Origin of the sequence: Legionella wadsworthii DSM 21896 = ATCC 33877, from assembly GCF_000701265.1 — a bacterium.
GTDB classification, from domain to species: Bacteria; Pseudomonadota; Gammaproteobacteria; order Legionellales; family Legionellaceae; genus Legionella; species Legionella wadsworthii.
Genome location: NZ_KL370759.1, coordinates 937,288 through 951,245 on the forward strand (window position 1 = coordinate 937,288; position 13,958 = coordinate 951,245).

Genomic DNA, 13,958 nt, shown 5'->3' on the forward strand with positions numbered 1-13,958 from the left:
ACTCATGAATTAGGGAGTTTTCATGAAAAACCATTCTGGATTTTTTCGGTTAAACGATTATAAAGTTCTTGATTATCTGATAAAACACATTGATTTAGAGCTCAATCTTTCAAAAAAACCGGTTCAATCTAAAGCAGTATTGACAATTGAACCGAATCCCAAAGCAAAAAGTTACTCCTTGGATTTGGAACTAGATGGTGAAAACATGCTTGTGGAATCCATTTTTCTGGATGGAAAGGAGCTCTCCCCAGAAGAATATGAAATAATCAAAGATTCATTAATCATCAAAAATATCCCTCAAGGTAGAACTTTTACTCTCGAAACAAAGACCTATTTGGGAGAGAACACGGATCTATTCGGCTTATATGAAACGGAGGGAGTCATACTTGTTAAAGCAGAAACTGAAGGTCTTCGACGTGTTCTTTACTGTCATGACAGGCCAGATAATCTCGCAACATACAAAACCACTATCATTGCAAAAAAAGAAGATTATCCAGTATTACTTTCCAATGGTTCCCTCATTGTTAAAAAAGATTTAGATGAAGGATTACATTCTGTTACCTGGTTCGATAATGTCCCTAAGCCGAGTTATCTTTTTGCTTTGGTAGCAGGTAAACTGCAAAAATCAGTAACTTACTTTAAAACACGTAACGACCGTCAATTACCCATTGAATTTTATGTACCTCCCTCAGCGACTTCAAAATGTGATTTTGCAAAAGAAGTATTAAAAGAAGCCATGCGCTGGGATGAGGAGGTCTTTGATCTTGATTGTGAGTTACCACAGCACATGGTAGCAGGTGTTGATAAATATGCATCCGGCGCTTCTGAACCGACCGGCTTAAATCTATTTAATACTGCCAATTTATTTGCAACACCAGAAACTCGCACCGATGTAGATTTTCTGCGAGTCTTAGAAGTTGTTGCACATGAATACTTCCATTATTGGTCTGGTGATCGGGTAACAATCCGGGAGTGGTTTAACCTACCTTTTAAAGAAGGACTCACTACATTTAGGGCAGCGATGTTCCGCGAACGTTTATTTGGTACTGATTTAATCCGCATGCTTGATGGGAAAAATCTTGATGAACGCGCGCCACGCCAAAATACCTATACAAATGTCCGAAGTCTTTATACTGCAGCTGCTTATGAAAAAAGCGCTGACATTTTTCGCATGATGATGCTCTATCTGGGAGAAAAGACTTTTTATCAAGAGATGTCCGCATTTCTAAAAAATAATGATGGGCATGCAGTGACCTTAGAAGATGTGTTGGTTTCATTAAGCACCTCCACAGGAAAAGACATGAGTTCTTTTTTATACTGGTTTACTGAGTCTGGTATCCCTCAAGTAACGGTGACTGACCAATATGATGTAGCAACAAAAAGGTATACCTTACAATTTAAAATCAAAGATGGAAAAGGAAGACCGATACCTATAGTTGTTGGTTTGCTTAATGATCAAGGGCAAGAAATAATAGAAGAAACTATGATTATTGTAGATAAACCAGAAATGGAATATCACTTTAATCATATCAATTCAGCCCCTACACCCTCTTTATTACGCAGTTTTTCCGCCCCAGTAAATCTAGAAAATAATCAAAACCCAGAGCAACTATTGAGGTTAATGCAGTATGACAGCAATATATATAACAGATGTGAAGCAGCCACTAAACTGTTGACTTCAATGGTAAACGATTATTGTTCCGGTCATTCCCTTACTCTGAGCCCCGAATTTATTTCAGCTTATCGAAAACTCTTACATGATAAAAATAACTCCTTGAATGATTGGATCTTATCTGATCTAATCGATATACCCTCAGAAGAATCACTATTTTCAAGTATGCAAAATCAAGATTTTGAAAAAATAGCCCAAGCGCGCCAATTGATTCAATACCAAATAGCAAAAGAACTTAAAGAAGACATAGTAAGGACTTATGATCACATGAAAAAGGCTGCATCATCCATAAACTCACCCTTTACCTCATTTGATATTGTATCCGCTGGATTAAGACGATTGAAGCATGTTTGCCATTCTTACTTATTTTCCATACAACCTGAAAAGACAGAGCAGCTATTGATTGTCCAATTTAATGATTCTTTGGGTAAAAATATGACTGACTGCATCTATGCGCTCAGCTTGTTATTGAATAATAACAGCAGCCACTCAACCAAACTATTGGAACAATTTTATGAATATTGGCAAGCTGATCCTGGTGCCGTGAACTATTGGTTTAATATTCAGGCAGGGGCACATACTCACAACGTAATAGCTAGAGTAGAAAAATTAGTATTACACCCTGCTTTTGACTTATCCAACCCAAATAAAGTATATGCTTTATTAGGAACATTCATTAAAAATCCTTATGGATTTCATGCGATATCAGGAAAAGGGTACCAATTTATCGCCAATATGATTTTAAAATTGGAAAAAATTAATCCCACTGTGGCTGCCAACTTAACTGAAAAATTCAACGGATGGGATAAACACGATGAGAAACGGCAACAAATAATGTTAAATCAACTGGAGTTTCTGAGTGCTCACGCAATTACGAATGATGTGAGAAATATGGCAAAAAAGGGGTTAGAGAAGAGGAAGCTTGATCCGCCTCTTCCAATGCAGCAAACCTTTTTTGGTACAACGCCATTGATGCAAGGCTCCAGTTCGCATAAAGAAGATGAAAAAACGTGTATTTTCCATTAAATGGGCGTTCCATTTTCAAGATTTGGTAGTGATGCTGTTTAGAAAAGTATACCTGGTTGAAAATAACCAGGTCATCTTAACACTTTCCTATTATAGGTACTCACGATTTTAATAATAGCTCGGCACAATGCTCAGGGGCAGTCTTATCATCCAATCCCAACTCCTTTTTACTGCGGGCTTGCTCTCGCGTCCCACTAAAAAAGGTCTCTAGATTATTTGCAAAATATTTTTTTGGAAGATAAGTGATACCAAAGTGTGTATAAGCGGTTTTTCCTTCCATGACCCCTTTATTTGGTGAAGCACCAGGGACTGCTTGTGCGATTCGATCTGCAGCTGCTGCTGCATCATCGCCGTTGACATTGGTCCTGATAAATACTTGCGTAAATTCTAGAGAATTAACAGTTAATTCTGGGTTTTTAAGTTTTGAGAATAAACTGTCTGTTAAAATAATTTTGAATTGATTCTGGCATTGATTCTGGTGTTTTTTATAAATCTTCAGAATCTCAATTAAATAGCTGTCTAGATTTTCAATACCAGGATGCAGCCCAAGACGCACTTCAATATTCGGATGTTTAGGAAGCTGCTCGAGAACACAATTTAAAAAAGTACAATCAATAGCTATCGGCTGGGTGGTACTGCTTACGAACGCAAACGAATTACCTTCTGCTATGAGCAAACTTTTCTGGGTTTTTTCTATCTTTTCTTGAACTTTTTCACACTCATCTTCACTACTGTTAATTGCTGAGATAGAAGAAATTGCATTATCAATACTTAGATGACCAATAATATGTAATTTATTTTCATCCTCAATTCCGAAATCATGTACGGCCGTTTTTAATGGTAAAGCCCATTTAATATTTGATTTATTTTTTAAAATGGGTAGATGGTGCCATAAATCATGATTTTCGGGCTGATACATAAATTCATAAGCGATAAGTACCGGAAGATCTTCAAGCGAACCAGCAATTTGAAAAGGGATATTGCTACTGATAGAAGGGACACCACAGTATACTTGATCCACCTTCTCTTTCTTTAAATACTCAGTGATTAGGCCGATCTGATCCTCACTACAAGAGATATCAGGATATTGATTCTCAGTATGAAGCAACTCTGGTAAAGGAATTTTTGTCATCTTTAGAATCGAATTAAAATTGACAATCCGTCCTTGAGCTGTTTTTGTTAAGGGAATGAGTATAATTTCATGCTCCCCTTTTGTTTCTATCCTTTTAATTGTATTCAGTGCCAAATCCGTATCTCCTGCACTGCTAATAAAAAAAGCCAATTTCATAAGATTATCCTGTGTAAAAAGTCTCAAGCGACAGTATTTTAATAGAAAAAATGACTGTAATTAATATAAATTCGAAGTTTCATTTGAAATATATAAGATGTTTAATCGCCAATTTGAACATTATCCTTGAATATTTCAATTTTTTCTTCCTACAATGAAATAAATGATATGAATCGTTTTAAACACTGAATAAGGACAAATAATATGTGTCGATTCGTAGCTTACATAGGAAAAAAAGAAATTTTATTAGCGGATTTATTGGAAAAACCTACCAATTCGCTCATAAAACAAAGTCTCCTTGCCCGTGAATCCCGTACACCAACTAACGGAGATGGATTTGGACTAGGATGGTACACTCCTTTTAATAAAACAGCTGCTTTGTTTACTTCACTGTACCCCGCCTGGAATGATCAAAATCTCGCGTATTTATCTAAAAATACTCGAGCACATTTATTTTTTGCTCATATCCGTGCAGCCAGTACAGGAGGAATCTCTCAATACAATTGTCATCCTTTTATCTATAAAAACTGGTTATTTATGCATAATGGGTGGATTCCCTACTTCACTCAAATCAAACGTCAAATTCATAATATGTTGGATGATGACATCTATAACTGGTTAAAAGGAAGCACCGATTCGGAATTGATTTTTGGATTATTCCTGCAGTTTTCAAAAAATGTGAAGATTAAAAAGGCCACGGATATCCATGATATTTTATATAAAACATTAAGTACCATTGACAGGTTGGTCAAAACCTACCATAAAAAAGGAATCAGTTATTTCAACATCTGTGTCACCGATGGGAAACGTATTGTGGCTTTTCGTTACTGTACTTCGCCTCAATGTAAACCAGAAACCATGTATTATTCCTTGGGAGATCACCTACCGAAAAAAAACACAAAAGAGAAGGGTTACAATCACATTATTATCGCCTCGGAAAAACTATCTCCCACAGGATTTAAATGGCAAATTATTCCGGTAAACCACAGTTTCATGATTGAATCGGATTTAAGTATTTTATTAAAAGAGATTTAGTCGGGATAAGGTTTTGATTATGCATATCAAAGAATTTGAAAAATATACAATTGATTGTGAATTATTTGAAAAATATCTAATTGCTGAAACTCAGCTTTTAAAAGAATGGTTTCATAAAAAATATTTTAAATCTCAAAATATGAAAGCAGGTGCTGAAATTGAATTCCTTATTTTAGATGAAAACTATCAATTATCACCTCATAATCTCTTTTTCACACAAAAATTAGAAAATCAAAAACTGGTGAGGGAAGCAGGTACTGCTCAATTAGAAATTAATACCCCTGTTTTTTCTTTGGAAGATAATTTTTTGTCTTCCCTCCATCAAAGTATTTCAACGATTTGGAATAACTGCTGTGAAATAGCCCGTCAAAGCCAACATCATTTAGCCCTAATAGGCTCTATGCCTCAGAATGATCATTCTTGTTTTAAACTGTTTTATATCACACCTAAAAATATTTTTATGTTAATGAATGAGCTGGTAGGAAAGTATCGTAAAAATCTTCCTTTATGTGTCCATATCAATGGTAAAGGGGAAGATCTGGTTTTATTTCCAGAATCTTTAGCTATGGAAGGTTTAATTTGTTCTTTCCAACTTCATTTAGAAGTTCCCTTTAACCAGATACTTGAGTATTATAATTTGGTTCAAATCTTATCAGCTCCTTTATTAGCGCTTAGCAGTAATTCCCCTTATTTTTGTGGTAAGCATGTATGGAGTGAAACAAGAATTGGTATTTTTGAACAACTTTACTCATTCCCTGCCCCCTTTCAAAAAACTGTTTTTTTTGAACCTGATTATCTTCAAAACAGTCTTTTTCCTATGTTCGAAAAGAATATTAACTTCCCTCATCTATTGCCACTTGCGGCTCAGGAAGAACCTGTTGATACGATGTTTCACGTTCGCTGTCAAAACAGTTGTGTTTTTCGATGGAATCGACCCATTTTAGCTTTTAATGAAGATAATGAACCCTATCTTAGAATAGAACACCGTGTGTTATCCACGGGTCCTACGGTGGTAGATATGATTGCAAATGCTGCTTTTTTTTACGGAATAACCTATTATTTTGCAAATAAGTCCCCTTCTTTGACTCATTCAATCCCACGAGAATTCTTAATTAAAAATTTCTATGCTGCTGCTCATGATGGTTTGAATGCAAACCTAAAATGGATTAATGGACATATTAAAGCGCTTGATCTTTTAAAAAGTTTCATACCACTTGCCTTTAGAGGTCTAGAAATTATGGGAATCAATACTATGGATGCCAATTTTTATTTAAATATAATTAAACAAAGACTCGATAAAAATCAAAATGGTAGTATTTGGCAAGAAAAGTTTCTTTCAAAACATGCTAATGATTTTAATGGCCTTTTGGAACAATATATTGTAAATCAATATTCAGAAACTCCTGTTTCTGATTGGTCCTTATAATGAATATACGGACATTCGTACTTCAAATGTCCGCATTAATTATTTAATTATTCGTGCTCCGGATGAACTACAAAAATACCGGGTGCATTTCTAAGATACTCATTGTAGTCCATTCCATAGCCAAATATATAATGATCTTCCACCTGTAATCCTACAAAATCAGCCTTTTGTAATCCATCCGTCACACGTTTCCTGTATTTATCTACCAAAACTGCACTATATACCTTTTCAGCGCCTAAGGTTTTTATTTCCTCAATAATTGCCGCTAAGGTGACACCGCCATCAAGAATATCATCAACCACAAGAACGGTTCTTCCTTTCAAATTTGCAGATGGCTTAACCTTCCATACAATATTGCCTCCTTTTATATCCCCTCTATAGCGAGTTGCATGGACGTAATCTACTTCCAGAGGGAAATCTAAGCGGGGTAATAAATTCCCTAAAAGCACTAATCCTCCTACCATAACGCAAACAAGGACTGGATTTTGATCTTGTAATTCTTTATGGATATTAATCGCCATTCGATCAAGAGCAGCTTCGACTTCATTTGTTGTATACAAACAAGTCGATTTTTCATAAACTTCTTTGATTTTATTTGGAATTGTCATTGTTGTTCCTCAGGATAGAAGGTATGTTATAGGGAAACATTCATTTAATCTTTTATTTTTCCTGTTCCAGGAAAAGGGCTAATCTTACCTCCGTAGCCTGGATTATCCTTTACTTTTGCTGTTCCTTGTTTTGTTACTTCATCAATGCGAAAAATTGAATGCATGGGAATAAAGGTACGTTTGACACCATTAAACTCAAGTTTTAATCGTTCTTCAGAAGGGTCAACCACCAATGCTGTTTGTTCACCAAATACCAACTCTTCTACTTCGAGAAATCCAAAAATGTCGCTTTCTTTAACTGATCGCGCATAAACTTCGTAAATTGCTTCTTGATTGGCAAAAGTGATTCTGAAAATCGTTTTTTTAGTCATAAAATTACCTGTTTGTATGGCAGAGCAAAGTATACAAAAACAAAGGGCATCTATTCAAATTAAATTATCGTAAGAGATTGAATTCGCAATTTATGACATAGATGCTAATCTTTTACTATTAGGTGAGTTGGCATACATCTCCCTTGAAAAATTACCTAATTATTTAAGAGGAACATATTATGTCAGAAAATAAACAGGAACAGACGATCCCCACCCCAACTCCTAGTTCCATGATATATTTTCAAAATCTGGTCCCAGGTAAAAATGATTCCGAACTGGTTGCAAATTTTAGAGCAGAATGTCTTGATTCAGAAGATAATGAAACAATGAAAATGCAAAGGAATGCTTTGCTCCTGGAATTTCCTCCTATTCTTTCTTTCCTTAGTGAGGAACAAAAGAAGAAATTTTATGAGCAGCAACAAATGAATTGCCTCAAATTTTGCTGCGGTTCATTATCTCCTATTACGGCGTCTACAGTAAATGACATTGCATTTAGCTCGAATGATGAATATGTATTTTCTCCTGGAAATGGACAACTTTATGAAGGCAGCCAAAAAACAATCCAGTCCCAGATTAAAGATGGTATCAACCAAGAACAATTTGGCAGTCCAGCCCAAAAAGATTTAATGGAAGGTTTATCTACATTTGATAAAGCAGTGAACCAGCGAATCCAATCCTCTGCGCCTACAGAAGAAGACACTGCTTCTTTAACTGTAATGAAAAGTCCAACACCTTTCGATATGGAACCCAAAAAATAATATTTTCAAAAAATGAATTACTTATTTGCTTTGGGAAGAAAAAATCACGGGCTGTAAGGGGGCCTCGTAATCTTTAATGGATTTATCTGAGCTCAATTTCAAATTAGGTTCAACCATTTGATATTTTTGAGCGATATAGCAGTAGAATCCGGAAGGGAAAGGCCAAAGCATCTTGCCAATCTCATCAAGAAAGGTAAATTTTTTAATTAATGAGGCATTATTTACCGGCGGGATATAACAAAAATTACTAAGAGAATATTGTCTATAGCCTCTTTGCAAGAAAATTCTGTTGATATTGAAGGGAGAATGCATTCTTATTTTTTGGTCACTATAGCAGTGCAATAAGCCCAATTTCATTGCCCCACCCCAAAGACTCCATGGATTAATGCTCATCAGGATGATAAAACCCATGGGATTCAGGACACGATCAATTTCGTCAATCAGATTAAAACTATGAGTAAAAGGCTCAAGTGTCAGAGGTGCGATAATACAATCTACACTATTTCTATCGAAGGGAAGATGATTTAAAGCACATTTAATTTGGATTTTATGGGCTAACGAAAAAGGGGATGCAATCCATTTATGGATGTGATTAAATTTTTTTAACCAGAGATTATCCCCACAATTGCCTAATTGTAATAAAGTTTCGCCATGTAAGTATTCTGCTTCTGGATCAAGGTTTACTAAAAATTCATGAGCAGCAAAAAGGCCTAAAGGTGATTGAAACCATTTATTAAGGGCGCGATATTGTTTTAATTGTCGTTCAATTAACAAAATAATGCCTTTTCAAATAGTTAATCCTAGATTAAACTACAATACAACGAGTTTCATAGACATACAATCCATTCTGTTTATAAATGTTGTAACAATTCCGCAATAAAAAAATTTATATGTTGTCTTACACATTTCCAACCCGCCAAAGAGACAAGATATATTTGAAACACGTGATTTTATTAAATGGATTAACTATATTTAGAATAATTATAAAAGCTTAATGGAACTTATGTTAGGAAGCGATCAATTTAAATTACATGGAATAGGACAACTATTTGTTCTCGAAAAGCTTTTGGATAAACCTCAAGCTGTTGAGTATAGTAAAAACGCTTCTGCAGAAAGAATTTCTTTAGTTCAATATCTAGTAAAAAATAATATACTCGCCGCAACCCAGATTGCGCTCACTGCAGCACATAATTTTGGTGTGCCTATGCTGGATTTGGACTGTATTGACATTGACTCCATTCCCACAAGCTTGGTTAATGAAAAACTTATTCGGCGTCACTCAATGGTCCCTTTATTTTATCGTGGGAATAATCTGTACTTGGCAACTGAGGATCCAAGCAAGCAGGCTTCTTTAAAAGAGATTCAATTCCATACAGGATTGAACACTCATGCCATCGTTGTTGAAGCAGATAAGCTGAGTAAATTAATTGATCACTTACTGACAGTGAAGGAAAACCAGGGATTATCTGAGTTTGTAGGAGACAGCAATGAGTTTGATGGGATTATCATCAATGAAGAAGAAGAGCCTGATGCAGCACTTGCAACTTCAATCACTGAAGATGCCCCTATTGTTAAATTTGTCAATAAGATACTTCTAGATGCCATCAAGCAAGGTGCTTCCGACATACATTTTGAACCATATGATAAGGAGTATCGAATTAGATACCGACAAGACGGTATTTTACACGAGATAGCTAATCCCCCCTCGAGCTTATCCTCACGCATTACTGCACGCATTAAAATTATGTCCAGCTTGGACATTTCAGAAAGACGGGTACCACAAGATGGTGGTTTTAAAATGGGAATATCAAAGACGCGATCCATAGACTTTCGCGTTAGTACCTGCCCCACTACCTCAGGAGAGAAGGTTGTGATGCGGATATTAGACCCTGGTTCTGCAAAACTCGGTATTGAGGCTTTAGGATTTAGTGCCAAACAAAAAGAACACTTTTTAGAAGCCATTGAACGGCCTCAAGGAATGATATTAGTGACGGGACCAACAGGAAGTGGTAAAACCGTTACTTTATATACTGCATTAAATATTCTAAATACCAAAGAAGTAAATATTTCAACCGCTGAAGATCCTGTTGAGATTAAAGTACCCGGGATTAATCAGGTCAATATCAATCTCAAAGCAGGATTGACATTTTCCAATGCTTTACGCGCCTTTTTAAGACAAGACCCAGATATTATCATGGTGGGTGAAATACGTGATTTGGAAACTGCTGAAATCGCAGTAAAAGCGGCACAGACAGGACATTTGGTACTTTCAACACTCCATACCAATAGTGCTGCGGAAACATTGAATCGTTTAGTCAACATGGGTATTGCAACTTTTAATGTTGCCAGTTCTGTCACACTTATTATCGCACAACGTTTGGCACGAAAACTATGTGATCATTGTAAAACCTTAAGAGATGACTTTAATAAACCCGGTTTATTAGAGTTAGGCTTCGCAGAATCCGATCTAGATGACATTCAATTATATAAAGCAGTAGGATGTGTTAAATGTACCAATGGATACCGAGGTAGAATAGGATTGTTTGAAGTTTTGCCGATGACAAAAAAACTTGGGCAAGTCATTATGTCAGGAGGGAATTCATTGGATCTTTTAAGAATTGCCCAAGAGGAAGGTATGATCACGATTTATCAATCCGGCCTTGAAAAGGCAAAACAAGGGATTACAACTATTGAGGAAGTTAATCGGGTAACCGTTGACTAAATGATGGAATATGAAAAAAAATGCCAATACCACGTTAACTTTTCATTATACAGGCGTCAATAAAGCCGCTCAAAAAGTAAATGGGGATATTGAAGCACGAAGTCTTGCTCTTGCCAAAGTGGAATTGAGAAGACAAGGAATCATTGTAAGCAAAATAGCTAAAAAGCGCGCTTCATTTTTAAATTTTAAAAGCAAAAAAATAAAATCTGTCGATATCACTGTATTTAGCCGTCAATTAGCAACAATGATCGACTCAGGAATACCTCTAATACAAGCTTTCGATATTGTTTCAAAAGGTCAATCCAATAAAAAAATGAAAGATTTAATCGACAGCATCAAACATGATGTGGAAACAGGTTTAACCCTTTCAGAAACATTGAAAAAACATCCTGCCCATTTCAATGAGTTATTTTGTAACTTGGTAGAGGCTGGTGAAAAATCAGGTGCTCTTGACATCATGTTGGACAAAATTGCCACATATAAAGAAAAAATTGAGACTATAAGAAAGAAAATCAAGAAAGCATTAACCTACCCTATAGCAATTCTGGTGGTTGCTTTGATTGTGAGTACAGGATTACTTATGTTTGTTGTCCCACAATTTGAATCTTTATTTAAAGGCTTTGGTGCCGATTTACCTGCTTTGACTCAAGCAGTTGTAAGCATGTCCAAATTTTTTCAATCTTATTGGTATATTGTTTTTGGAGCGCTAGCGGGTGGCGTTTACGCTTTTATCTATGCATTGAAACACTCGGCTAATTTTGCCCAAACTGTTGATAGGACCATGTTAAAACTTCCTGTGATAGGTTCAATCATGGAGAAAGCTGCAATTGCCCGATTTTCAAGAACGTTATCAATAACCTTTGCAGCAGGTTTACCTTTGGTTGAAGCGCTAAAATCGGTAGCAGGAGCAACGGGAAATATTATTTTTGCAAAAGCAACCGATAATATCAGAGAGGAAGTATCCACAGGACAACAAATGAATAAAGCAATGGAAAACACCAAATTATTTCCAAATATGGTCATCCAAATGGTTGCCATTGGGGAGGAATCCGGTGCTTTAGAAAAAATGTTAGGAAAAGTGGCCGATTTTTACGAAGAAGATGTGGATAATGCTGTTGATTCTCTCAGCGCATTATTGGAACCAGTCATCATGGTTGTATTGGGGGGGTTAGTCGGTACACTTGTCGTGGCCATGTACTTGCCAATCTTCAAAATGGGACAAGCAATATAAAATCTTATTTTATTTGTAATATTGAGTGGGATTCAATCAATGATTTATGACCTAATTCAAAACCATACCTGGTTTTTGTATGTTGTAATTGCGGTATTTTCACTTGCTATAGGCAGTCTGCTTAATGTAATAATTTACCGTCTACCTATCATGATGGAAAGGGAGTGGAAACAGCAATACAACGAACTAATAGGTCTTAAAGAGGAAGAGGACAAACCCATTAATTTATTTTTCCCAAGATCTTTTTGTCCTTCATGCAAGAAAATGGTAAAAGCGTGGCAAAATATCCCTATTCTAAGTTATGTTTTTTTGAGGGGTCGATGTTTCCATTGCAATAGCGCTATTTCCATGCGCTACCCCTTTATCGAATTGTGCACTATGCTGCTTTCTTTATATGCAAGCTGGCATTTTGGCTTTACGGTACAATTAGGTTACGCATTGATTGCCATCTGGTTATTAATTGCATTGTTTTTTATAGACTTAGATCATCAAATTTTACCAGACAATTTAACTTTAAGTTTACTCTGGGTAGGCCTCATTGCAAATACGGCCAATCTTTTTACCCCATTGCCCCAAGCAGTACTAAGTGCTGCGGGAGCCTACATTGGCTTATGGTTATTTATCAAAATTTTTTATCTAATCACTGGAAAAATAGGTATGGGGCATGGAGATTTTAAATTATTTGCTGCATTTGGTGCATGGTTTGGTTGGGTATTTTTACCTTTGATTCTACTTCTCTCCTCAATTAGTGGTACAATCATTGGTCTATTGTATTTACGTTTAAACGATAAATCCAAAGAAACGACGATTCCCTTCGGTCCATTTTTATGCGTCAGTGGGCTAATTTCTTTATTTTGGGGGGATGAAATTGTGAATTGGTATCTTCATCTCTGGATGTAAAAATGGGATTCTTATGTCTTATCAGGTTATTCTATTTGATTTAGATGATACGCTCATTAATTTTTCCTATTCTCAAAAAATGGGATTAAAGAGTATTTATGCAAAATTTTATTCAAATTATGAATACGCCATTTTTGAGAGAATATATAAAGAAATTAATACTGATTTATGGAATCAAGTGGGTAGCAAAGGAAGCAAAATGATGCCCAGTGATGTGAGGTTATTGAGATTTGTACAATTAAACCAAAAGCTTTCATGTCCTGCTCCCATTGAAGAAATAGCCGATGAATACGATATAAATCTTTGCCTTCATGCTCACTGGATACCTGATGTAAAGGCGGCCATTGAATTCTTACATCAAAAGGGACATATTTTAGGTATTATCACTAATGGATTCGTAGAAGTTCAGAGCACAAAAAAACACAGACTCCAATTAAATAATTGGTTTACCTGTTATATTGTTTCTGATGATGTCGGTTTTGCAAAACCTAATAAAGAAATTTTTGATATTGCCCTGCAAGAAATTACTAAAAGGCATCAACAACCTATTGAGAAAAATTCAATGCTCATGGTAGGAGATTCGATTATTAATGATGGATATGGGGCAAAAAATTTTGGTATTGATTATTGCTGGATAAATCCCTCCTGTGAGCGGATATATTCTGAAACGCCGATTAAATACAACATTACCTCCGTAGCAAACTTACCTGTCTGTTTGGGATATGAAAGAGAGTACCTTAAATTTTTAGAATCTAATAATGCTGAAAAGGTACTTGCTTAATTTATATTTTACATGCCTTGTATTGATAAAATTTCAAAGATGAAAAAACTCAACTTAGAACAGATAAGAAATGAAACGCCGGGTTGCGCTCATGTGTTGCACTTCAACAATGCGGGCGCCGCTTTACCTCCTCTTCCTGT

At 35.8% G+C, this 13,958-nt stretch carries 12 protein-coding genes; 8 read left to right on the forward strand and 4 right to left on the reverse strand.

Annotation, left to right across the window (positions count from 1 at the left end):
- Positions 1–22: 22 nt before the first annotated feature.
- A complete protein-coding gene (pepN, locus tag BU07_RS0110320; protein WP_031565786.1) occupies positions 23–2,698 on the forward strand; it encodes an aminopeptidase N in 2,676 nt (891 codons plus the stop codon).
- Positions 2,699–2,798: 100 nt separating this feature from the next.
- Here the strand turns inward: pepN and BU07_RS0110325 are convergent, their stop codons facing one another.
- Positions 2,799–3,986, reverse strand: coding sequence for a hypothetical protein (locus BU07_RS0110325; protein WP_031565789.1), 1,188 nt, complete (start codon positions 3,984–3,986; stop codon positions 2,799–2,801).
- A 204-nt stretch (positions 3,987–4,190) separates the two neighbouring features.
- Here BU07_RS0110325 and BU07_RS0110330 point away from each other — a divergent pair, with 204 nt between their 5' ends.
- Together BU07_RS0110330 and BU07_RS0110335 are read left to right on the forward strand one after the other, a co-directional pair.
- The gene (locus BU07_RS0110330) at positions 4,191–5,021 is read left to right on the forward strand and encodes a class II glutamine amidotransferase (protein WP_031565791.1); all 831 of its coding nucleotides are present in this window, start codon (positions 4,191–4,193) and stop codon (positions 5,019–5,021) included.
- Positions 5,022–5,040: 19 nt separating this feature from the next.
- Entirely contained in the window at positions 5,041–6,447 is a 1,407-nt protein-coding gene (locus BU07_RS0110335; RefSeq protein ID WP_031565793.1) for a glutamate-cysteine ligase family protein, read from the forward strand.
- A 47-nt stretch (positions 6,448–6,494) separates the two neighbouring features.
- Here BU07_RS0110335 and BU07_RS0110340 read toward each other — a convergent pair whose 3' ends face one another.
- Complete coding sequence (locus BU07_RS0110340; protein ID WP_031565795.1) at positions 6,495–7,055, reverse strand: hypoxanthine-guanine phosphoribosyltransferase; 561 nt, start codon at positions 7,053–7,055, stop codon at positions 6,495–6,497.
- A 44-nt stretch (positions 7,056–7,099) separates the two neighbouring features.
- Entirely contained in the window at positions 7,100–7,426 is a 327-nt protein-coding gene (locus BU07_RS0110345) for a DUF1820 family protein (RefSeq protein ID WP_031565796.1), read from the reverse strand.
- A gap of 179 nt (positions 7,427–7,605) precedes the next feature.
- Between BU07_RS0110345 and BU07_RS0110350 the strand changes: the two genes are divergently transcribed.
- Complete coding sequence (locus BU07_RS0110350) at positions 7,606–8,184, forward strand: hypothetical protein (protein WP_031565798.1); 579 nt, start codon at positions 7,606–7,608, stop codon at positions 8,182–8,184.
- A 21-nt stretch (positions 8,185–8,205) separates the two neighbouring features.
- Here the strand turns inward: BU07_RS0110350 and BU07_RS0110355 are convergent, their stop codons facing one another.
- Entirely contained in the window at positions 8,206–8,958 is a 753-nt protein-coding gene (locus tag BU07_RS0110355; protein WP_031565799.1) for a methyltransferase domain-containing protein, read from the reverse strand.
- Positions 8,959–9,187: 229 nt separating this feature from the next.
- On the opposite strand from BU07_RS0110355, the gene pilB reads away from it, so the two are divergent.
- From pilB to BU07_RS0110375, 4 genes are read left to right on the forward strand one after another with little or no spacing between them, the layout of a single operon-like run.
- Positions 9,188–10,906, forward strand: a complete 1,719-nt coding sequence (pilB, locus tag BU07_RS0110360) for a type IV-A pilus assembly ATPase PilB (RefSeq protein ID WP_031565800.1) — start codon at positions 9,188–9,190, stop codon at positions 10,904–10,906.
- A gap of 10 nt (positions 10,907–10,916) precedes the next feature.
- Positions 10,917–12,137 carry a type II secretion system F family protein gene (locus tag BU07_RS0110365; RefSeq protein ID WP_031565801.1) on the forward strand — a complete coding sequence of 407 codons (1,221 nt, stop codon included), beginning with the start codon at positions 10,917–10,919 and terminating at the stop codon, positions 12,135–12,137.
- 39 nt (positions 12,138–12,176) lie between these two features.
- Positions 12,177–13,037: a prepilin peptidase gene (locus BU07_RS0110370; RefSeq protein ID WP_031565802.1), complete on the forward strand. Its 861-nt coding sequence runs from the start codon at positions 12,177–12,179 to the stop codon at positions 13,035–13,037.
- 13 nt (positions 13,038–13,050) lie between these two features.
- Complete coding sequence (locus BU07_RS0110375; protein ID WP_031565803.1) at positions 13,051–13,818, forward strand: HAD family hydrolase; 768 nt, start codon at positions 13,051–13,053, stop codon at positions 13,816–13,818.
- The last annotated feature ends 140 nt before the right edge of the window (positions 13,819–13,958 follow it).